Origin of the sequence: Serratia sp. BIGb0163 (genome assembly GCF_024809935.1) — a bacterium.
Taxonomy (GTDB): Bacteria; Pseudomonadota; Gammaproteobacteria; order Enterobacterales; family Enterobacteriaceae; genus Serratia; species Serratia quinivorans.
On record NZ_JANUDZ010000001.1, the window covers coordinates 581,801 to 601,925 of the forward strand.

The 20,125-nt window shown below is 55.4% G+C and carries 19 protein-coding genes; 10 read left to right on the forward strand and 9 right to left on the reverse strand.

Annotated features, from left to right (window positions below; translation table 11 throughout):
* Positions 1–15: 15 nt before the first annotated feature.
* Both M2406_RS02685 and M2406_RS02690 read right to left on the reverse strand, forming a co-directional pair.
* Entirely contained in the window at positions 16–1,227 is a 1,212-nt protein-coding gene (locus tag M2406_RS02685; protein WP_259189925.1) for an acetyl-CoA C-acyltransferase, read from the reverse strand.
* A 9-nt stretch (positions 1,228–1,236) separates the two neighbouring features.
* Positions 1,237–2,766, reverse strand: coding sequence for a 3-hydroxyacyl-CoA dehydrogenase NAD-binding domain-containing protein (locus tag M2406_RS02690; RefSeq protein ID WP_259188482.1), 1,530 nt, complete (start codon positions 2,764–2,766; stop codon positions 1,237–1,239).
* A 347-nt stretch (positions 2,767–3,113) separates the two neighbouring features.
* On the opposite strand from M2406_RS02690, the gene M2406_RS02695 reads away from it, so the two are divergent.
* Together M2406_RS02695 and M2406_RS02700 are read left to right on the forward strand one after the other, a co-directional pair.
* Positions 3,114–3,830 (forward strand): autoinducer binding domain-containing protein, encoded by a 717-nt coding sequence (locus M2406_RS02695; protein WP_112362741.1) that lies wholly within the window; start codon positions 3,114–3,116, stop codon positions 3,828–3,830.
* A gap of 177 nt (positions 3,831–4,007) precedes the next feature.
* Positions 4,008–4,436 (forward strand): universal stress protein, encoded by a 429-nt coding sequence (locus tag M2406_RS02700; RefSeq protein WP_012006259.1) that lies wholly within the window; start codon positions 4,008–4,010, stop codon positions 4,434–4,436.
* Between the two features lie 46 nt (positions 4,437–4,482).
* Here M2406_RS02700 and M2406_RS02705 read toward each other — a convergent pair whose 3' ends face one another.
* From M2406_RS02705 to M2406_RS02725, 5 genes are all read right to left on the reverse strand, one after another.
* Positions 4,483–5,496, reverse strand: a complete 1,014-nt coding sequence (locus tag M2406_RS02705; RefSeq protein ID WP_259188487.1) for an Ldh family oxidoreductase — start codon at positions 5,494–5,496, stop codon at positions 4,483–4,485.
* A gap of 18 nt (positions 5,497–5,514) precedes the next feature.
* Positions 5,515–7,080 (reverse strand): APC family permease, encoded by a 1,566-nt coding sequence (locus M2406_RS02710; RefSeq protein ID WP_012006261.1) that lies wholly within the window; start codon positions 7,078–7,080, stop codon positions 5,515–5,517.
* A gap of 44 nt (positions 7,081–7,124) precedes the next feature.
* Positions 7,125–8,735, reverse strand: coding sequence for an aldehyde dehydrogenase (NADP(+)) (locus M2406_RS02715; RefSeq protein WP_259188491.1), 1,611 nt, complete (start codon positions 8,733–8,735; stop codon positions 7,125–7,127).
* A 57-nt stretch (positions 8,736–8,792) separates the two neighbouring features.
* Positions 8,793–9,713 carry a dihydrodipicolinate synthase family protein gene (locus M2406_RS02720; protein ID WP_259188493.1) on the reverse strand — a complete coding sequence of 307 codons (921 nt, stop codon included), beginning with the start codon at positions 9,711–9,713 and terminating at the stop codon, positions 8,793–8,795.
* A 208-nt stretch (positions 9,714–9,921) separates the two neighbouring features.
* On the reverse strand, positions 9,922–10,767 hold the full coding sequence (locus M2406_RS02725; protein ID WP_259188496.1) for an AraC family transcriptional regulator: 846 nt from the start codon (positions 10,765–10,767) through the stop codon (positions 9,922–9,924).
* A gap of 285 nt (positions 10,768–11,052) precedes the next feature.
* Between M2406_RS02725 and M2406_RS02730 the strand changes: the two genes are divergently transcribed.
* From M2406_RS02730 to M2406_RS02745, 4 genes are read left to right on the forward strand one after another with little or no spacing between them, the layout of a single operon-like run.
* The gene (locus tag M2406_RS02730; protein WP_259188498.1) at positions 11,053–12,000 is read left to right on the forward strand and encodes a 4-hydroxyproline epimerase; all 948 of its coding nucleotides are present in this window, start codon (positions 11,053–11,055) and stop codon (positions 11,998–12,000) included.
* Positions 12,000–13,124 (forward strand): FAD-binding oxidoreductase, encoded by a 1,125-nt coding sequence (locus M2406_RS02735; protein ID WP_259188499.1) that lies wholly within the window; start codon positions 12,000–12,002, stop codon positions 13,122–13,124. The genes M2406_RS02730 and M2406_RS02735 overlap by 1 nt, the downstream gene beginning before the upstream one ends.
* Complete coding sequence (locus M2406_RS02740; RefSeq protein ID WP_012006267.1) at positions 13,121–13,375, forward strand: (2Fe-2S)-binding protein; 255 nt, start codon at positions 13,121–13,123, stop codon at positions 13,373–13,375. The genes M2406_RS02735 and M2406_RS02740 overlap by 4 nt, the downstream gene beginning before the upstream one ends.
* Positions 13,368–14,630 (forward strand): FAD/NAD(P)-binding oxidoreductase, encoded by a 1,263-nt coding sequence (locus M2406_RS02745; protein ID WP_259188500.1) that lies wholly within the window; start codon positions 13,368–13,370, stop codon positions 14,628–14,630. Before M2406_RS02740 ends, M2406_RS02745 begins: the two co-directional genes overlap by 8 nt.
* A 97-nt stretch (positions 14,631–14,727) precedes the next feature.
* Here M2406_RS02745 and M2406_RS02750 read toward each other — a convergent pair whose 3' ends face one another.
* On the reverse strand, positions 14,728–15,084 hold the full coding sequence (locus tag M2406_RS02750; RefSeq protein WP_012006269.1) for a hypothetical protein: 357 nt from the start codon (positions 15,082–15,084) through the stop codon (positions 14,728–14,730).
* A gap of 415 nt (positions 15,085–15,499) precedes the next feature.
* Here M2406_RS02750 and M2406_RS02755 point away from each other — a divergent pair, with 415 nt between their 5' ends.
* Together M2406_RS02755 and M2406_RS02760 are read left to right on the forward strand one after the other, a co-directional pair.
* Positions 15,500–15,859, forward strand: a complete 360-nt coding sequence (locus tag M2406_RS02755; protein ID WP_259188503.1) for a hypothetical protein — start codon at positions 15,500–15,502, stop codon at positions 15,857–15,859.
* 231 nt (positions 15,860–16,090) lie between these two features.
* Entirely contained in the window at positions 16,091–16,522 is a 432-nt protein-coding gene (locus M2406_RS02760; protein ID WP_112362276.1) for a hypothetical protein, read from the forward strand.
* Positions 16,523–16,598: 76 nt separating this feature from the next.
* On the opposite strand, the gene M2406_RS02765 is transcribed toward M2406_RS02760, so the two are convergent.
* Positions 16,599–16,823 (reverse strand): DUF2594 family protein, encoded by a 225-nt coding sequence (locus tag M2406_RS02765; RefSeq protein WP_012006272.1) that lies wholly within the window; start codon positions 16,821–16,823, stop codon positions 16,599–16,601.
* A 764-nt stretch (positions 16,824–17,587) separates the two neighbouring features.
* On the opposite strand from M2406_RS02765, the gene uvrY reads away from it, so the two are divergent.
* Both uvrY and uvrC read left to right on the forward strand, forming a co-directional pair.
* Positions 17,588–18,244, forward strand: coding sequence for a UvrY/SirA/GacA family response regulator transcription factor (uvrY, locus tag M2406_RS02770; protein WP_012006273.1), 657 nt, complete (start codon positions 17,588–17,590; stop codon positions 18,242–18,244).
* A complete protein-coding gene (uvrC, locus tag M2406_RS02775) occupies positions 18,237–20,069 on the forward strand; it encodes an excinuclease ABC subunit UvrC (protein WP_259188505.1) in 1,833 nt (610 codons plus the stop codon). The genes uvrY and uvrC overlap by 8 nt, the downstream gene beginning before the upstream one ends.
* Positions 20,070–20,125 lie beyond the last annotated feature (56 nt).

Here is a 20,125-nt window from a genome sequence, read left to right on the forward strand (position 1 = left end):
ACGGAATTCCTTGCATTAGAGGGCTTTAATGACCAATGAAACACCCTGGCCGACACCGACACACATTGTCACCAGCGCATGGTTTAATTGCCGGGTATGCAGCTCCAGCGCGCTGGAAAGCACCAGTCGCGCGCCGGACATGCCCAGCGGATGCCCAAGGGCGATGGCTCCGCCGTTGGGATTGACCCGCGTATCCTTGAAGTCGATACGCCAGCTTTGCAGCGTCGCCAGCACCTGGGCGGCAAACGCCTCATTAATTTCAATCACGTCAAAATCGTTCAGGGTAAAGCCGGACCGCGCCAGCAGCCGTTCGGTGGCGGCGACCGGGCCAATTCCCATCAGCGAAGGGGCGACGCCGGCGCTGGCGCTGTCACCTATCTCCGCCAGCGGCTGCAGCGACTTGCGTTTCACATAGCGGCCGCTGGCCAGCAACAGCACCGCAGCACCGTCATTGATGCCGGAGGCGTTGCCGGCGGTGACCGAGCCGTCGGGGGTAAAGGCCGGTTTCAGCGCCTGCAATTTTTGCAGCGTGGTCTGACGCGGGAACTCATCCTGTTCGAAGGTTTTACGGGTTTTACGGTCGGCCTGGACCTCGAGCGGCGTTATTTCCCTGGCCAGGCGGCCATTTTCGATCGCCCGCCAGGCCTTCTGCTGCGAGGCCAGGGCAAAAGCATCCTGATCGTCGCGGGATATCCGGTACTGCTGCGCGACGTTCTCCGCCGTTATGCCCAGCGGATCGCTGCCATAGCGCTGTGCCAACTGCGGATTGATAAAACGCCAGCCCAGGGTGGTGTCGTAGAGTTTGACCCCCTTGTCGAAAGGCGTTTCACTTTTGCCCATCACGTAGGGCGCGCGGCTCATGCTTTCCACACCCCCGGCCAATACCAGATCGCTGAGGCCGCTTTTTATTTTTGCGCTGGCGTAGATCACCGCATCCAGCCCGGAAGCACACAAACGGTTAAGGGTAATCGCTGGCACCCCCTGATCCAGACCGGAGAGCAGCGCTGCCATCCGGGCCACGTTACGGTTGTCTTCTCCGGCCTGATTGGCGCAGCCGAGGATCACCTCATCAATATCCGCTTCGGTTTCAGGATGTCGTTGCAGCAGCGCCCGGATAATCGAGGCCGCCATATCGTCCGGACGAGTTAACGCCAGGCTACCGCCATAGGCGCCAATAGCCGTGCGCGTGCCGTCGATCAGATAGACTCCATCGTCTTTAATCGTCATCATTTTTCCTTAGGGCGCGACGGCCAGCTCTGGCCGGGGGGTATTGAGCAAAGAGTAATGCGGGTAATAGCGGGCGGAATGCAGCAGTTGAGCCATATTGTCCAGCGTCGACTTCACGTTTTTTTGCCCAAGCTGCGCCAGCCAGCTAAAGATGCCATCGGCATAGTTAACGCCGGCCACCGCGGCGATATCGATATCCGCCCGGCTGCAAACTCCGCTCTCCACCATAATCACCGACTCATTGATCAGGCTGCTCAGGACGCGGGCGACAATCAGGCCCGGGGAGTCTTTAATAAACTCCACCTGCGGGATCAACGTTTGCAGCAGCGTCAGAAGCAGCGCTTTATTGGCCGCGCTGGCATCCTGGCTGTGGGCCGCCGCCAAATAGGCGGTATCGGCGTAGTTGAGCGCGGCGTCGATCACGAAGGTATCGAGTTCGGTCAATTCAGCCAGCAGATTGGCGGTGCGGCCATCGGTGATTTTGATGGCCATTGCGTCATTCACCCGGATAAAGCGGCCCAGCGTTGGCTGTTCCGATTGGCGATTAATCTGCACCCTTGGCCAGAGCGCCAAAGCGCGCTGTTGCAATAGGTCGAACAGGGGATGTTCACCATAAAAATTCAGTGAGGTCGGCGTGCCGCTGCCTGCGTCGGCGGAGCTGGGTTCGGCGGAAGAGGGGGTAAAAAAGGATCGGCCGTTTTTCTTCCCCAGCAGCCCGGCATCCACCAGCGAACGTTGCAAATGACCGGGGGTATAGCGGGGGTCGTACTGCATGTCCTGCCAAATCTGGCTGCTGACCTGATAGTTAATATCCTGGCCGATAAAATCGGTCAGCTCTAAAGGTCCCATGCGGAAGTGGCCACCGGCCTTGAGTGCGCGGTCGATCTGCGGCGCCAGCGCCACGTTCTCTTCCAACAGCCGAAACCCTTCCAGATAAAAAGGTCGCGCCATCCGGTTGACGATAAAGCCCGGCGTGGCTTTGCAGACCACAAACTGTTTGCCTATCGCCGTCACCAACTGCTGGCAACGCAGGCTGGTGGCCCGGCTGGTAAAGTAAGACGGAATAATTTCGATCAGTTTCATCAGCGGGGCCGGATTGAAGAAGTGCAGGCCGATAAACCGGGCGTTATTTTCGACGCCTGCCGCCAGCTTATTCAATGACAGCGAGGAGGTATTGGTGGCGATAATCGCCTCTTTTTTCACCGTGGCCGCAATCGCCGCGAGGATCTCCTGCTTGGTTGCCTCATGTTCCGCGATGGTTTCAATCACCAGGTCGCTGTCGGCAATAGCGTCGAAAATGGGAGAGAAAACCAGATTGGCCAATATCTCGCCTTTTTTCTGCGGGCTTATTTTTCCGCCGTTTATTTTCTTATCCAGGTCAAGAATAATATAGTCCCTGGCCTGATTCAGATTATTACCGCTACGATTATAAAGCAGGGTTCGTATGCCGTTTTGCGCCAGAAGATAGGCAATACCTCTGCCCATGGTCCCGGCACCAATAACAGCGACCGAATGGATTGCTGAATTATTCTCTGCCATAAAAATCCCCGTGAGTATTTTTCTGCCTTGCGAATTTCGCAAATGCTTATAATTTATTCGGATTTAAAAAGCACCAGGTGCCTATGGCGAAGGTAATGGGCATAGCTGCCAGTGTCTAACGGTAGAAGTGACAGGTTTACAATAAATCGGCTTTATGTTATTCGCGTAATTCCCGCTATTCATGCCATTTAAAGGCGTTATTTATTAATATCCGAGCAGGCATAGCTGTTTTTGATATAGGCATGGTACTTTTTATACTATGAAACGGCTGTTGCCGCTCCGGGCCCTCCACTATAGTTAATCTTACTTATCGATAACCCGGTGTGGCCTTCTGGAGAACCTGTTTTATGGACACCCACCTTCAGCCTTTGATGGATGCCTTACTGACCAGTCAGCCAGACCGCGAGGTTTTTTTAAGCCAGCTGGCACCCTGTGCCCAGGCTTTGGGTTTTGAATACTTTTCTTACACGGTCTTTTCCTGCTACCCGGCCAGCCGACCCAAAATGCTGATAGAGGGCAATTTCCCCGAGTGCTACCTGGAGGACTATCGCAAGCTGCGGGTCTACCTGCAGGATCCGGTGATTGAGCAGGCCCACCACTCTACGCTGCAATTTTATTGGGACGAACATTTCTACCAGGACAAGCCAGAGCTGTGGTGGCGTATGGCCCAGTTTGGTATTCGCGAAGGCTGGTCGCAGTCGGTCAAGGATTGCTATGGCCGGTTGGGTATTCTCACCTTTGCCGGAAAAAGCATTCCCGTTCAGTCGCCGCAGGCCAGCGCACGTAACGAAACCTTTTTCCTGTGGTTGGCGCAGATGGTTCATAAAACGCTGCGTGAAGCATTAATCTCGGTAAACGACGAGGCAATCAAAGATGTGCTGACGCTGCGCGAAAAGGATATTTTGCGCTGGTGCAGCGAAGGTAAAACCTCGGAAGAGACCGCTCTGCTAATGGGGCTGAGTGAGCGGACGGTGAATTTCCACATTGGCAATTCGATTAAGAAGCTGTCGGTAGCCAATAAAACCGCCGCCACGGCGAAGGCGGTGTATTTACAGCTTATTTAACCCGGTTTGAAATAGTTAATCGGCTAGCCGTTAGAAATGTGATGTTTATATTTTGTTAATTAAAGAATTATCCTAACCAGTATTCACCGCCGATCACAAAAGCGCGAGAAAGCGTTTCACCCTTATCCTTCCCGGCAGTACCCTGTAGCTACCAAGGTTACATAGAAGGGATGTGATATGTACAAGACCATATTAGTGCCGATAGATATTGAAGAAGATCTGTTGACCGAGCATGCGTTGGAGCATGTTGAGTACCTGGCGAAAATATCCGGTGCCAAAGTGCATTTCTTCCATGCGCTGCCGGATGCTTCGGCATTCGTTACCGCTTATTCTTTCGGTATCAAGGAATTTGAGAATCAGGCGGAAGTCAAAGCGGTAGATAAGCTCAAGAAGATCATGTCGGAAATCGACATTCCCCTGGATCGTCTGGATTACACCATCAGCTTTGGTTCACCGCGCGATGAGGTACTGCAGCTGGCGGATGAGATTGGAGCCGATCTGATCATCATCGGCTCGCGTCGCCCGAGTGTAAAAACCTACCTGCTGGGTTCCAACGCGGCGGCCATTGTGCGCCACGCCAATATCTCGGTGATGGTGGTCAGATAATCTTTTCAAATCAGGCCCGCAGTATTGAACTGCGGGCCTGTCTCATTCAGCGGCAGAGCGCCACAATCTCGTCATACAGCGTCTGCGGCAAGCTAATGCCGTGCTGCTCACTGTACTGTCGACGCTCAAAACGCCGTTCCCCCGGAATACGCGCCCCTTGCTCGCTCATATCCGCAAATAAGGTTTCTGCCCTGGCCAAATGCGCCGCCTTGTCCGCCCCCAGAAAACGATCGGGATCCATCGCGATAATCAGCTCGCCGCCGTAAGGGGAGGAGCCGGTCTGCCGATCGTAGGCCAGCGACTCCTTACTGGTCATATCGCCAATCAACGGCCCGGCGATCAGCTCCACCATCGCCGCCAGCGCTGACCCCTTATGCCCGCCAAAGGTCAGCATCGCCCCCTGCAACACGCTGGCCGCATCGGTGGAAGGCGCCCCTTGTTGGTCGATACCCCAGCCCGGCGGCAGCGGCGTACCGGCACGGCGATGCAGCTCGATTTCACCGCGTGCCGCCGCGCTGGTGGCCATATCGAAAATAAAGGGCGGGCGCTGCGTGCGCGGCCAGCCGAAGGCAATCGGATTGGTACCAAACAGCGGCCGGGTTCCTCCAGCCGGTGTGACCCAGGCATGGCTGGGGGTACAGGCCAGTGCCACCAGACCCCGATCGGTCAGGGGTTCGATATCGGCCCACAGCGCCGAGTAATGTACACAGTGATTAATCGCCAGTGCAGCGATGCCGTTGGCGCGCACCTTATCGATAAACGCCGGCAGCGCGGTACGGTAGGCCAGCAGCGAAAAAGCATCGTGAGCATCCACCCGCAAGATCGCCGGGGCTTGATCGATAATCGTCGGGAGTGCCTCGGCGGATACCTTACCAGCCAGCAGCGAACGCACGCAGCCAAGTACCCGATACAAACCATGCGAGGCGCAGCCGTCGCGTTCACCGGCCGTCACATTCTGCGCGACGGCATCGGCATGTTCGGCACTGAAACCGTTGCTGCGCAATGCGCGCAATGCTAGTTCATAGGCTTCTTTCAGCGTCAGACTCTGGGTTTGCGTCATTACATATCTCCTTTACGGTTACTCTTCCTCATCACCGGCAAAATTTGCCTGAGGTAAACAGGTATAGGCGCCCCAGTAATAGATTGCCAACGCAATGACCGCCACCGTGAGGGTGTCCCACGGGTGACCAATAGCGTTGATGCCACCAAAGCTGCCGAGATAGGACGCGACAATAATCAGCGCATAGAAGGCTATCAGCCACAGCGACGACCAAATCTGTTGCTTCAGACTGACGGCGTGGGTTGGCACCTTGTTTTTGAACAGGATATAAACCACGAACATCAGGATCTGCAGGCCCAGCAGCCAGGAAACGGTGTTCCAGCCGGACCAATAGACAATCAGCGCCGAAATGATAAATGACACCGGACCGAGCACGCAGAAGCCGCGCACGAAGAAGGGGCGCGGCAGATCTGGCGCATTGCGGCGCAGACCGGCAGCAGTCACCGGCGCAATGGCGTAGCTCAGCACCAGCGCGGCGGAAACCACGCCGATCAACTTCTCCCAGGAGGGGAAGGGCAGCGTCCAGAAGATCGACAACGCAAAGGTCAGCCACAGGGCAGGGCGCGGAATGCCGGACTCACCGTCGACGCGGGTAAAGATCTTAAAGAAAGTGCCTGCACGAGCCCAGCCGTATATCACGCGTGGGGTGGCGTTCATGTAAATATTGCCGGTACCGCTCGGTGAGATAATCGCATCGCTCACCACCAGAAACGCCAGCCAGCCCATCCCCAGGGTGATGGCGATATCACGGTAAGGCAGTGAGAATTGCTGACTGATACCGGCCCAGCCGCCGCTCAGCATCTCACTGGGAATACTGCCGAGGAAGGCCACCTGCAGCAGCACATAAATGATGGTGGACAGCACCACCGACAGGATCAGCGCGACAGGAATGGTACGCTGCGGATTTTGCACTTCGCTGGCGACCGAGATAATCGGCGTCAGGCCCAGATAGGCGAAGATAATCCCCCCGGCAGAAATGGCCGCTTCCACCCCGGCGGAGCCAAAGGGCGCAAACCCCTGGCTGTGCAGGTTTTCGGGTTTGAAGAAGCTGAACAGCACCACAATCACCAGCAGCGGCACCACAAATTTAATCACGCTGATCAGATTGTTGGATTTGGCAAAGGTTTTGACGCTGTAGTAATTCAGGGCGAAGAAAAAGCACAGCAGCAGGAGCTGGACCAGCCAACCGATTAGCGTTGGGTTGCCGGAGCCGGGCTGGCTCAGAAAAGGAAACCAGGCGGCGGCGTACTGGCGGGCCGCGACGATCTCAATCGATATCAGGCTGGAGAAGGCGATCAGGGTAATAAACCCCAGCAGATAACCCATCAGTTCGCCGTGGGAGAATACCGGGTAGCGGATAATGCCGCCGGCCCGGGGCAGTGCAGCACCCAGCTCGCAATAAACAATGCCGAGCAGCAGCACGGCCAACCCGCCGATTAGCCAGGAGTAAATGCCGGCGGGGCCGGCAATGGAGGAGACGTGGCTGGCGGCGAACAGCCAGCCGGAACCAAAGATTGCGCCCAGGCCGATAAACGTCAAATCGGTGAGCGTAAGCTGCTTCTTGAATTTGCCTTGGGTTGTCATGGGTTTACCCTTTTGTTATTAGGTGGCATGCAGATGCGGCCGGGCTAGTTGTTGGCAGGCGAGTGGATCGGATCTCGGGTGTAAATACCGTTCACCAGCCGTAGCAGGCCCAGTGGATTACTGTCTTGTAACGCTGGCGGCAACAATGCGGCTGGGTAATTTTGCAAACAAACCGGGCGCAGGAAGCGTTCAATGGCCAGGGTACCGACCGAGCTGCCTCGGGCATCGCTGGTGGCCGGATAAGGGCCGCCGTGTACCATGGCATCGCACACTTCGACCCCGGTTGGGTAGCCATTGAACAGCACCCGACCGGCCTTGCGGGTCAGCAACTGCGCCAGCGGTTCGGCATCGGCCAGATTCTCTGGGTCGGTCAGCAGCGTGGCGGTCAGTTGGCCTTGCAAGCTTTCCAGTGCGGCGGTCAGTTGCTGGTGATTTTCCACCTCAGCCAAAATGGCTACCGGGCCAAACACTTCCTCCTGCAGCACAGGATTGCCACTGAGCAGTAAGCCGATATCGGCCTGATACAGTTGCGGTGCGGCTAAAAAAGAGTGTTCCTCGCGGCTGCCGGCCAGATGGCGAATGCCGTCGTGCTGATCCAGTGCTGCCAATCCGCTGCGGTAATGTGCCAGCGTGCCGATATTGAGCATCGGTTGCGGGGCGGCGGCGTTCACCTGCTCGGTTAATTCACCCATAAATTGACTGAATGCTTCACTGCGTTGGCCGATGATCAGCCCCGGCTTGGTACAGAACTGGCCGCAACCCAGAGTGAATGAGGCCACCAGCTCGCGTGCGATCTGCTGCCCACGTTGGGCTAAGGCCTGCGGCATGATGATCAGCGGGTTGATGCTCGACATCTCGGCAAAAACCGGGATAGGCTGCGGACGGCGCATGGCCAGATCGAACAAGGCTCTGCCGCCGCGCAGCGAACCGGTAAAGCCCACCGCCTGAATGGCCGGGTGCTGTACCAGTTCCGCGCCGATGCGGTCGCCGTAAATCATGTTGAATACCCCGGCCGGGATCTGTTGCTGCTCTCTGGCCCGTTCAATCGCCTGTGCGGTCAGCTCGGCGGTGATCATGTGGCCGCTGTGCGCCTTGAATACCACCGGGCAGCCTGCGGCCAGGGCAGCGGCGGTATCACCGCCTGCGGTAGAGAAGGCCAACGGGAAATTGCTGGCACCAAACACTGCCACCGGCCCGAGCGCCGTGCGGTATTGGCGCAGATCCGGACGCGGCAGCGGTGTGCGCTGCGGCAAGGCGCAGTCTATGCGTACGCCGTGCACATCACCACGGCGCAGCAGGCTGGCAAATAACCGCATCTGGCCACTGGTTCTGGCGCGTTCACCGCTCAGACGAGCTAATGGCAGAGCGGTCTCCTGCATGGCGTAGTTAAAAAATTCCTCATCCAGTGCATCCAACTGCCCGGCAATCGCCTCAAGGAAGTCAGCCCGCCGTTCGGCACTGAGTTGTGAATAGGCGGTGAACGCCTGTGCGGCGGCATCGGCGGCGGCGGCGGTTTCTGCGATGCTGGCCGAGAAAAAACGGTGGCCGGTTGGCTGGCCGTTATCGGCACGCAGGCTGACCAGTTCGGCCTCACCGCTGGCGCGGCGTTGACCGCCGATAAACTGTTGACCACGGATGGTATAAGCGTTGGACATGGGTTCCCCCGGTTGGCTGGTGTTCAGGCCCGGCAGGCGGCCGGGCGAGAGTGGCAATTACAGGCCGACGTCCGGCAATTCAGGGCGATTTGCCAGCGCTTTTTTAACCACGGCGGTGACTTCTGCCAGGGTATCGCCCTGTAATGCCAGGCGCGGCGGACGGGTAATGGCGCTGCCGCGGCCGACCAACTCTTCACACAGCTTGATGCATTGCACCAGATCCGGACGAGCGTCCAGATGCAGCAACGGCATAAACCAGCTATACAGCGCCAGGGCTTCCTCAAAGCGTTTTTGCTTCGCCAGACGGAACAGCGTTTCCCCTTCACGCGGGAAGGCGTTGGACATGCCGGAGATCCAGCCTTCGGCACCGACGGCGATACTTTCCAGCACCACGTCATCAAGCCCGGCGAACAGCACAAAGCGATCGCCCACTTCGTTACGCAGATCGATAAAGCGGCGGGTGTCGCCGGAAGAGTCTTTGAAGCACACGATATTTTCGCAATCAACCAAGGACGTCAGGATGTCGGGCGTCACATCGTTTTTGTAAATTGGCGGGTTGTTGTAGACCATGATCGGCAGATCGGTGGCAGCGGCAACGCTGCGAAAGTGGGCGGCGGTTTCATGGGGTTTGGCGGAGTAGACCAGCGCAGGCATGACCATGATGCCGTCGACGCCGACCTTTTGCGCTTCTTGCGCCATGTTGCGAGCAAAGGCCGTAGTGAATTCGGCAATTCCGGCAATCACCGGTACTTTGTCTTGTGCCGCATCGCGTGCTACTTCAATCACCGACAATTTTTCCTGAACGGTCATCGAGGTGTTTTCGCCCACGGTGCCACACACCACCAGGCCAGAAACGCCGTCTTTGACCAGGTTTTTTATCACCGTATGGGTGGCATCAAGATCCAGAGAGAAATCGCTACGAAACTGAGTGCTGACCGCCGGGAACACGCCGCTCCAGCTAATGGCTTTATGGCTCATAGTGTTTATCCTGTCGTCCAAGTTTGTTAATCAATGGTGAATTATTGGTAAAATCCAATCACAGATTGACCTGTATTGTCCGCAGGGGCTTGACGGTTTTCTCCGAATGCCATGACGAAATTGGCACAGTGGCGCAGAGTATCAGGCAAGCAAAAACCTGGCCGTCAAAGCGCCAAAGATAAACTTCTTTATGCAATAAATCAGTGTGTTATGGCGTGATGCTAATGCGGAAATCACGTGGCGTGGAGCCGGTCATGGCTTTGAATTGGCGGCTGAATGCGCTGTGATCGGTGTAACCGCACTGCAGGGCGATGTCGGTTATGGGTAAATCGCCGGCCAGCAGTTCGGTGGCTTTTTCCAGCCGCACCTTGTGGATCATCTGGCGTGGTGTGAGGTGGAAAATACGTTTGCAGTAGCGCTCTATCTGCGCCACGGAAAGGGCGGTGAGGGCGGTTAATTCCTCGAGGGCAATAGGTCGGGCGTAGTGCTGACGGATATAGACGTCGATCGCCGCCAGTCGCTGATAGGCAGGATGGTTCGCTTTGGCCTCCTGCAGATCGTGCGAGATGCCCGCCATACCGATGATCTTGCCCTGAACGTCATAGAGCGCCAGTTTTTGTGTCAGGCACCAGCCGGTCTCTCGCCCACTGTACAGGTGCATTTCCAGTTGGTCCTGAATCAATGCTCCCTGCTGCAGTACCCGCAGATCCTGTTCGGTATAACCCGAGCCAAGCTGGGCCGGAAACACCTCCGCCGAGGTTTTTCCCAGCAGCGGCGTGACGGTTTTAAAGCCGCAGCGCTTGGCCAACGTCAGGTTGGCCAGCAGGTAACGCGCTTGCAGATCCTTGATAAAAAACACCACGTTGGGAATAGCATTGAGCAGCGGGGCGATCAGAGCCAGAGAGTTGAGCAGATCGTGCAGGGTGTTCGGGCGCTGTTGTGCCAGGCCATCGCACCAGCGTGACAGTTGTTCAACGGCAAAAATGTCCTGTTCCGGCTCCTCGATAACCGGCCGGGAGGCCGTAACAAGCTGATGATCCTGGGCTAATCGCATGGCAATACCTTTTCCCACTGGGTGGCACTGAATCTGAGGTGGCCGGACCGGCCGTTTGGCAAGCGCCTCATCAATATTAACTTTCTTATAACTTTTCAAGCGTAGCTGCCAATTATGCGGATCACCGCATACTTTTGCTCGCCGGGTTGTCTCGATCCGGCTAAACCCTGCCCAGGGGATTGTGCTGATTTCGGCATTTGCCACGCCGAAATGCATCAAGCCGCCGTCAGCAGATTCGGTCAGTCTAGCCCCATCGGTAACATTTCATTAACCCAGGAGACTCCGATGGCACTTTCTTCGCACTTCACCGCGCTGCGGGCGATCGATTCCCATACCGCCGGGGAACCCACCCGACTGATTGTCGAAGGATTCCCCGATTTGGGCACTGGCAGTATGGCGGAACGCAAGGCGCTGTTTGCTCAACAATATGACGACTGGCGCAGCGCCATCATTCTGGAGCCTCGCGGCAACGACGTGCTGGTGGGAGCCTTACTGTGCCAGCCCTGCTCACCGCAGGCCGCCGCCGGGGTGATTTTTTTCAACAACAGCGGCTATTTGGGCATGTGTGGCCATGGCACCATCGGTCTGGTGGCCTCACTGGCCTATCTGGGGAAAATCGGCGTCGGTGAGCACCTGATCGAAACCCCGGTGGGCACGGTGAACGCCACCTTGCATCAGGATGGCAGCGTGACGGTGGAAAACGTACCGGCCTATCGTTATCGCCGGCAGGTCAGGGTTGAGGTCAACGGCTACGGGCCGGTGGTGGGCGATATTGCCTGGGGCGGTAACTGGTTTTTTCTGATCGGCGAACATCATCTGGCGATCAATACGCAAAATCTGGATGCGCTGACCGCCTTTAGCTGGGCGGTACGTCAGGCGCTTGAGGGCGCAGGGATATATGGCGAAGACGGCGGCGTTATCGACCATATCGAGCTGTTTGCCGCCGACCCGCAGGCCGACAGCCGCAACTTTGTGCTGTGCCCCGGCAAGGCTTACGATCGCTCGCCCTGCGGCACCGGGACCAGCGCCAAGCTGGCCTGTCTGGCGGCCGACGGCAAACTGCAGCCGGGTGAGATTTGGCACCAGGCGAGCGTGATTGGCAGTCAGTTCAGCGGCTATTACCAGCGCAGTGGCGATCGCGTGACGCCGTTTATTCGTGGGCAAGCTTACGTTTGCGCCGACAGCCAACTGCTGCTGGATGATCGCGATCCCTTCGTTTGGGGGATCCGCTGATGATTGCCGGCAGGCGGGCGGATGCGATTGTGGTGGGGGCCGGCATTATCGGCGCTGCCTGCGCCTGGCGGCTGGCGCAGCAAGGATTACAAGTTTTGCTGGTGGACAACCAGCGTGCCGGTGCAACGGCGGCCGGTATGGGCCACCTGGTGTGCATGGACGATAATCCTGCCGAACTGGCTTTAAGCGCCTATTCATTGCAACTGTGGCGCAGTCTGGTGGATCGTATGCCGGAAGGCTGCGCCTGGCGTGGCTGCGGTACGCTGTGGCTGGCGGAGCGGGACGACGAAATGGCGGTTGCCGAAGCGAAGCGGCAACGCATGGCGGAGTACGGTGTGACGAGCGAAACGCTGAACACTGCGCAGGTCGCTGTTCTTGAACCCATGCTGCGGCCCGGCCTGGCCGGTGGTTTACGCGTGCCGGGGGACGGCATTGTTTATGCGCCCAACGTTGCCCGCTGGTTAGTGGCTGACGCCGGACCCTCGGTCAGGGTCATTGTGGGTGAAGCCGTCGCGCTGGAACAGCAGGCGCTGGTGCTGGCGAGCGGCGAACGTTTAACCGCACCGGTAGTGGTACTGGCCTGTGGCCTGCAAGCCGATAGCTTACTGGGGCAACCCTTGTTACGCGCCAAAAAAGGGCATTTGGCGATCACCGATCGCTACCCGCAACGGGTGCACCACCAATTGGTTGAGTTGGGTTATGGTGCCAGCGCACACGCCAGCGACGGGACTTCGGTGGCGTTTAACGTTCAGGCTCGTCCAACCGGTCAGCTGTTGATTGGCTCCTCCCGCCAGTTTGACGCCCCAGACAGCACTATCGACATGCCGTTACTGGCCGCCATGCTGACACGCGCCACCACCTTTCTTCCTGCCCTGGCACAGATGAACATTATCCGCTGCTGGACCGGCCTGCGCGCCGCCTCCGCCGACGGTCTGCCGCTACTCGGGCCACATCCCCAGCATCGCTGGTTATGGCTGGCATTGGGGCATGAGGGGCTGGGGGTTACTACCGCGCTGGGCAGCGCCGCGTTGATTGCCGCGCAGATCCATAATCATCGACCGGAGATTGACGATACCCCTTATCTGGCTGCACGAATGTTCCCTAAGGAGGCGTTGCCGGTATGAAACAAAACCTGCTGACGTTGACCCTCAACGGTGAAAGTCTCTGCGTACCCGAAGGACTTAGCGTCGCCGCAGTGCTCAGCCTGAGCGGGCTGGATAGTTGCCGCATCTCGGTCACGGGGCAACCCCGCGCCGCGTTTTGCGGTATGGGCATTTGCCAGGAGTGCCGGGTGACGGTGAATGGCCTGCGGCGGCTGGCGTGTCAGACCCTGTGCCAGCCTGGAATGCGTATTGAGAGGACAGAAAATGAGTGATCTCGCGTGCGATGTGCTGATTATTGGTGCGGGTCCGGCAGGGTTGGCGGCAGCCCGTGCGGCGGCGCAGAGCGGCCAGTCCGTGTTGGTGCTTGACGATAACCTGCGTCCCGGCGGGCAGATCTGGCGTGACGGGCCGAACGTGGCGTTGCCGAGCCTGGCACAGCAATTCCGACAGGCGGTAGGGGCGCTGAATAATGTGGCGCTGCTTAACGGCGTGAAGATTATAGCCCAGTGCGGGCCGCAGAAAATTCTCTATGAAGATGCCGCGGGCTGCGGGATTGTGGATTATCAAGCGTTGATCCTGTGCTGTGGTGCCCGTGAACTTTTGTTGCCGTTTCCCGGCTGGACCCTGCCCGGAGTCACCGGTGCCGGTGGGCTGCAGGCGCAGATTAAGCAGGGGTTGTCTATTAAAGGGGAGCGGGTGGCGATTGGCGGGAGCGGACCATTGCTGCTGGCCGTTGCCGCCAGCGTGGTTAAAGCCGGTGGCGAAGTGGTGATGCTGGCGGAACAGGCACCCGCTGCTCGGCTGGCGGCTTTTGCCGGCGGATTGTGGCGTTGGCCGGTGAAGTTACGTCAATCCTTTAGCCTGTTCAACCGGCATTATCGTCCTGACAGCTACGTGTTGGAGGCGTCAGGTGGCCCGCGGCTGACGGCGATCAGGATGCAAAAAGGGCGGCGTGAAGTAACCTTAGAGTGCGATCGTCTGGCCTGTGGGTTTGGGCTGGTGGCGAATATCGAACTGGCGATGTTGCTGGGGTGCCGTATCCAAAATGATGCGGTTGACGTAGATCCTTACCAGCAAACCAGTCAACCGCAGGTTTATGCTGCCGGTGAATGTACCGGGATCGGCGGCAGCGAGTTGGCGCTGGCTGAGGGGGCGATTGCCGGTTATGCCGCCACCGGCAACCTGATGCAGGTACTGGCATTAACGGCGCAACGTGACAAGTGGCGGCAATTTGCCGGCGCGGTAGCGCGAACCTTTGTGCTTAACCCGGTGCTGAAAACGCTGGCGACACCGGAAACGCTATTGTGTCGTTGTGAGGATGTGCCGCTGCATCAGTTAAGTGGATTCGCGGACTGGACGGCGGCCAAGTTGAGCAGCCGCTGTGGTATGGGCGCTTGCCAGGGCAAGATTTGTGCGGCGGCAGCGCGCCATTTGTTCGACTGGTCACTGCCCGCCCCACGGATCCCTTTAACGCCAGCCAGGGCGGCCACCCTGGCCCGGTTGGGTGGTAGCGAGAGCGAGGGATAAGCCCGTAACACTCAGACATGCCGCACGGTGATAATGAATAATCCCCGGCGGCAAACTGCGTCAGTTGAGCCAAGTGTCAATCTTGATGCCGCTGAGACTACTGTGGCCAGTAATAGGTTTTCTCATGCCAGCCTTTGCCATACATACAAGATTCGATAGTCGCCGTTCGTGCCCCTTCATTGCGATCGTTTTGCACCGTTTTAAACGACGGTTGTTTATCGTAACGGTAGCCTTTCGGGCAGTCTTTTTTGTCTTTCTCGCAGCTGTGGTATTGGTTCTCGTAGCTGAACTCAAAGTCGCGGACGACATCGGGTGGAAAACGCTCGTATCCCCGTCCCTTGCATTCTGCATACTCCGCCTCGCGGGTGGCGTTACCGGCGCCGGCTCGTTCCCATTGGGTACAGGCGGTCAATGTTACTAATGGTAATAAAATCAAAACTCTATACTTCTTCATGGTATCCCTGACTCTTCCTTTCGTCCTATATGCACACGCTAAGAATCTTCTTGGGTGGAGCCTGAGTGTAATAAACTGCTGTTAAAATTGGAAATGATAATGGTTATTGTTTAGATGAGATTGAGGTGAGGCTGGCTGTCATGTGTGAGGAAGAGGCGTTGCTGATAAGTAGAATAATACTTATTAGTTATAATATTCATGCTAAGGTTTTTCTGTGTTTGTTTTTTGTTTATTTATTAAGATATTTACCTAAGGATTTATTCTTATTATTGGCTGTATAAGGATATTTATACTCTGTGGAATTAAACCAGGTATCTTTATATTGCTTTTTATAAATGCTCACAATTAAAACCATTATTGAATTTGCCGGGAATGCGATTGCAATTCAGGTGTAAATTTTTTAGATTCAGGATCGATGAATGACAGTCATGATGATGAAGACATTAAAGGGAGTTATATTTTGGCGAATAAACCTGAAACACCTGAAAATAATGGCAATTTACCTTCATTATCAGAGGATTATGATCGGCTGAGAAATCTTTCTGATGTCGGTGATACATTTGGTTATGGTCGTACTCGCTTCTATCAATGGTGCCGTGGCCGCGGTTTTCTTACCCTGATGAATGCACCCTCTACGGAGATGATTAACGCCGGTTATATGGTGACTACGCTGTCTGAAAACGGTTACTCGCGGGTCTATGTGACGCAAGATGGCTTTAACTATGTGGGTAACGCCTTTCGCGATGACATACAAAAACGCATGGTCAAAATTTAAGGGAAACCATAAAAATCTCATTCTTTTCAATATACTAACTACAGAATATTCTTATTGCTGCGGGCTGTCCTGCCCTGCAGCAATAGCGTCGGCAGAGGTAGGATTTTTCCTGACCTGATTTTCCTCAGCCCACTGGAAGTTATCTTATTTTTCTATTGGTGATGTCCCGGCGCTACAGCCAGCGGCTATTCTCTTGCTAGTATGAAGGTTGGTTTATTTCAGGAGCTCAGGATGAAGCATTACGCCGCGTTACTTGTTACCACCGTGCTGTTGTCTGGTTGTGCTACTCAGGCCGTTCCGTTGCAGCAGGCTGAATCACCGCCGCCCAGCCGGTTGATGCTTTATCAGAATGTGCCACAAACGCCATTTGCCACCATAGTGGTGGTCCGCGACAGCGGGATGCTGGCGGGAAGTTGCCGGACTGGGGTATATATCAACGGCGAGTTCGCCGCCTCGCTGGCATCCAAAGAGAAGGCCGAGTTTCGGGTGCCGGTAGGCAATAACGAAATCAGTATTGGGCAGGATATGATCGAAAACAGCCTGTGCATCTGGCGTGATACCAGCGGGCGACTGCCAATGACGCTACGCGCCGGTGAGAGCCGCTATTTCCGCGTTGCCGGCGATATGCAGCGTGGGTTTGTATTGCAGGCCGGTAAGCCTTAAGCCTGGCGGGGGGCTATCAGCGACGCCGGCCACCATTCTCCTGGAGGGAATGGTGGCCGGCGATAAGGGCAGCAGACTATTGACGGTAAGCGTGCTTAATCTGTTGGATGCTGTTTTTAAAAATCTCGGCCTGGCTCGGGTCTTCAATCTGCGCGATAAAGCGCTCCATGTTGATAATGACTTTCCCGGCATCGGCCTGACCGATCGATTTCAGGATCAGCGTCAGCGTGGCTTTAAGGCAGGCAACTTCTGTTGCCAGCGTTTCCGGGTTTGCAGACGTAGTGAAATCAACGTTGCTCATTTTCTCTCCTGATTTTTGAGGCCGAAGCCTGAAACAAAGTGCATTTTGATGCGCACCCACACCGATTTCATTCACTCGAATCTGCAGATGCGTATTTAACTGGGCGCGGAGTATAGCATAGCATGCAGGTCTCCATCTTCACTGATAGCGCTGTCGCAGTGTCCGTACCATTAGCTGAGGTCAGTTCCAGGGTTTAAGCAACTTCACATTATAGTGCATACTCACTATTGATGAATTAATCGGCTTGCTGAACAATACCGCCAAGTTATTTTTTTTGAGTTAATAAGTATTTGTCTGGCAGGTTATTGTTAACTTGTTCCTGTTATTTAAATGATCAACATTAGTCTCTTGCCTGACGTTGGCTTGGCATGGATTGAATAATTTCTTTTGCAATGAATTTCACCATGTGAGATAAAGACAATCTTGCCATTTTGTTTGGTTTCAATGAATTACAAGCTGATCATGCTGGTGTTGATATTATTTGTGTTGCGATTGCTTACACTGATTTTACCTGCGGTTTAGGTTAGACGCACTATCATGAGGGCAGAGGTCTGCATTGTAATATTCACATCGTCGGTTTTTATCGACAAACAACGGTTTTAGCGGGCAGCGTTGGGTGACTAAAATTCAAAAATCTGGCCCATTGCGCAAAGTTAATCGGGAGTAAGTATTAATCTGTGTTCATTCTTGGCTGAAAAACAAGTAATATCTCTGCCTATAACAGAGGCTGATTGCGTTACTCCCTTCTTTTTGGAGATTTTTCCTTGATTAGCGTTCTTCTTGTTGATGACCACGAACTGGTGCGCGCAGGGATACGACGCATTCTTGAAGATATCAAAGGTATAAAAGTTGTCGGGGAGGCCCAATGCGGTGAAGACGCCGTGAAATGGTGCCGTGGCAATGCTGTAGATATCGTTCTTATGGATATGAACATGCCGGGTATTGGCGGGCTGGAAGCCACGCGCAAAATTGTACGTTATGCGCCCGACGTTAAAGTCATCATGCTGACTATCCATACTGAAAATCCATTGCCGGCCAAGGTGATGCAGGCGGGTGCTGCAGGTTATCTGAGCAAGGGCGCGGCGCCACAGGATGTGGTGAATGCCATTCGCGCCGTGCAGGCCGGGCAGCGCTATATCGCGTCCGATATTGCCCAACAGATGGCATTGAGCCAATTGGAGCCGCAGACGGAAACGCCGTTTAGCTGCCTGTCTGAGCGCGAGCTGCAGATTATGCTGATGATCACTAAAGGCAAAAAGGTTAACGAGATCTCGGAACAACTGAGTCTCAGCCCCAAAACGGTGAACAGTTATCGTTACCGCATGTTCAGCAAGCTGAATATCAGCGGTGATGTTGAATTGACACACCTGGCTATCCGACACGGATTGTTCAATGCGGAGACTTTGTTAAGCAGTGAGTGACCGTTTTGATGCCAAAGCATTTCTAAGCACTGTAACCAGCCAGCCTGGCGTCTACCGAATGTACGACGCTACTGGCACGGTTATCTACGTCGGTAAAGCCAAAGATCTGAAAAAACGCCTCGCCAGTTACTTCCGCCAGCAGGTGGGAAGCCGTAAAACTGAGACGTTGGTTAAAAATATCGCGCAAATAGACGTTACTGTTACGCACACCGAAACAGAAGCGCTATTACTGGAACATAACTACATAAAGTTATACCAGCCGCGATATAATGTTCTTTTGCGAGACGATAAATCTTATCCGCTGATCTTCCTCAGTGCGGACAGTCACCCGCGGCTGGCCGTGCATCGTGGTGCCAAACATGCCAAGGGGGAATACTTCGGTCCATTCCCAAATTCCTATGCCGTGCGTGAGACGCTGGCGCTGCTGCAGAAACTGTTCCCGATACGTCAGTGCGAGAACAGCGTATACCGCAACCGCTCGCGCCCTTGTTTGCAGTACCAGATCGGCCGTTGCCTGGGGCCTTGTGTCGCCGGGCTGGTGAGTGAAGACGAATATCGTCAGCAGGTGGACTATGTGCGCCTGTTCCTGTCTGGTAAGGATCAACAGGTACTGCATCAGTTGATCGAAAGGATGGAAACCGCCAGCAAGGCATTGAACTTCGAAGAGGCAGCGCGGATACGCGATCAGATCCAGGCAGTACGCAGGGTGACTGAGCGTCAGTTCGTGTCCGGTAACAGCGACGATCTGGATGTGATCGGCGTGGCATTCGAGGCCGGCATGGCCTGTCTGCACGTCCTGTTTATTCGCCAGGGCAAAGTGTTGGGTAGCCGCAGCTACTTCCCCAAAGTGCCAGGCGGCACCGAAATGAGCGAAGTGGTGCAGACGTTTGTCGGTCAGTTCTATTTACAGGGTAGCCAGATGCGAACCTTGCCGGCGGAAATCCTGTTGGATTTCACTTTGCCGGAAAAAGACCTGCTGGCCGAGTCCCTGTCTGAGCTGGCCGGTCGCAAAATCCAGATCCAGAGTAAACCGCGAGGCGACCGTGCACGCTACCTTAAACTGGCGCGTACCAATGCGGCGACCGCTCTGACCACCAAGCTTTCCCAGCAGTCGACCATTCATCAGCGACTGGCCGAATTAACCAAGGTGCTGAATCTTTCCGAGATTAACCGCATGGAATGCTTCGACATCAGCCATACCATGGGCGAGCAAACCGTCGCTTCCTGCGTGGTGTTTGACGCTAATGGGCCGCTGCGTTCCGAGTATCGGCGCTATAATATCACCGGCATTACGCCAGGGGATGACTATGCGGCGATGGCGCAAGTGTTGAAACGCCGCTATGGTAAGGCTCTGGAAGAGAAAAAAATCCCCGACGTTATCTTTATTGATGGCGGTAAGGGGCAGCTTGGTATGGCGATTGACGTGTTTAACTCGCTGAATGTGAGCTGGGATAAAAACAAACCCTTGCTGATCGGTATCGCCAAAGGTGCTGACCGTAAAGCCGGGTTGGAAACACTGTTCTTTGTTCCTGAAGGTGAGGGGATTGCTTTACCGTCGGATTCACCGGCGCTGCATGTGATCCAGCACATCCGCGATGATTCGCATAACCACGCGATCACCGGGCATCGGCAGAGAAGGGCAAAAGTAAGAAATACCAGCGCGTTGGAACTGATCGACGGCGTTGGGCCAAAACGGCGACAGGTGCTGTTGAAGTATATGGGTGGACTTCAACCATTATTGAACGCCAGCGTTGAGGAAATTGCAAAAGTGCCGGGTATTTCACAAGCATTGGCAGAAAAGATCTACAATGCATTGAAACACTGAGGGCAATGTAGCAACATACTCTTAATTCCCACTCCAGCCAGATAGTTACCCTAGCA

What these genes read in the sequence shown, in the direction of transcription:
- M2406_RS02685 (WP_259189925.1), bottom strand. Translation starts at nt 1,227, where the DNA reads ATGACGATTAAAGACGATGGAGTCTATCTGATCGACGGCACGCGCACG.
- M2406_RS02690 (WP_259188482.1), bottom strand. Translation starts at nt 2,766, where the DNA reads ATGGCAGAGAATAATTCAGCAATCCATTCGGTCGCTGTTATTGGTGCC.
- M2406_RS02695 (WP_112362741.1), top strand. Translation starts at nt 3,114, where the DNA reads ATGGACACCCACCTTCAGCCTTTGATGGATGCCTTACTGACCAGTCAG.
- M2406_RS02700 (WP_012006259.1), top strand. Translation starts at nt 4,008, where the DNA reads ATGTACAAGACCATATTAGTGCCGATAGATATTGAAGAAGATCTGTTG.
- M2406_RS02705 (WP_259188487.1), bottom strand. Translation starts at nt 5,496, where the DNA reads ATGACGCAAACCCAGAGTCTGACGCTGAAAGAAGCCTATGAACTAGCA.
- M2406_RS02710 (WP_012006261.1), bottom strand. Translation starts at nt 7,080, where the DNA reads ATGACAACCCAAGGCAAATTCAAGAAGCAGCTTACGCTCACCGATTTG.
- M2406_RS02715 (WP_259188491.1), bottom strand. Translation starts at nt 8,735, where the DNA reads ATGTCCAACGCTTATACCATCCGTGGTCAACAGTTTATCGGCGGTCAA.
- M2406_RS02720 (WP_259188493.1), bottom strand. Translation starts at nt 9,713, where the DNA reads ATGAGCCATAAAGCCATTAGCTGGAGCGGCGTGTTCCCGGCGGTCAGC.
- M2406_RS02725 (WP_259188496.1), bottom strand. Translation starts at nt 10,767, where the DNA reads ATGCGATTAGCCCAGGATCATCAGCTTGTTACGGCCTCCCGGCCGGTT.
- M2406_RS02730 (WP_259188498.1), top strand. Translation starts at nt 11,053, where the DNA reads ATGGCACTTTCTTCGCACTTCACCGCGCTGCGGGCGATCGATTCCCAT.
- M2406_RS02735 (WP_259188499.1), top strand. Translation starts at nt 12,000, where the DNA reads ATGATTGCCGGCAGGCGGGCGGATGCGATTGTGGTGGGGGCCGGCATT.
- M2406_RS02740 (WP_012006267.1), top strand. Translation starts at nt 13,121, where the DNA reads ATGAAACAAAACCTGCTGACGTTGACCCTCAACGGTGAAAGTCTCTGC.
- M2406_RS02745 (WP_259188500.1), top strand. Translation starts at nt 13,368, where the DNA reads ATGAGTGATCTCGCGTGCGATGTGCTGATTATTGGTGCGGGTCCGGCA.
- M2406_RS02750 (WP_012006269.1), bottom strand. Translation starts at nt 15,084, where the DNA reads ATGAAGAAGTATAGAGTTTTGATTTTATTACCATTAGTAACATTGACC.
- M2406_RS02755 (WP_259188503.1), top strand. Translation starts at nt 15,500, where the DNA reads ATGAATGACAGTCATGATGATGAAGACATTAAAGGGAGTTATATTTTG.
- M2406_RS02760 (WP_112362276.1), top strand. Translation starts at nt 16,091, where the DNA reads ATGAAGCATTACGCCGCGTTACTTGTTACCACCGTGCTGTTGTCTGGT.
- M2406_RS02765 (WP_012006272.1), bottom strand. Translation starts at nt 16,823, where the DNA reads ATGAGCAACGTTGATTTCACTACGTCTGCAAACCCGGAAACGCTGGCA.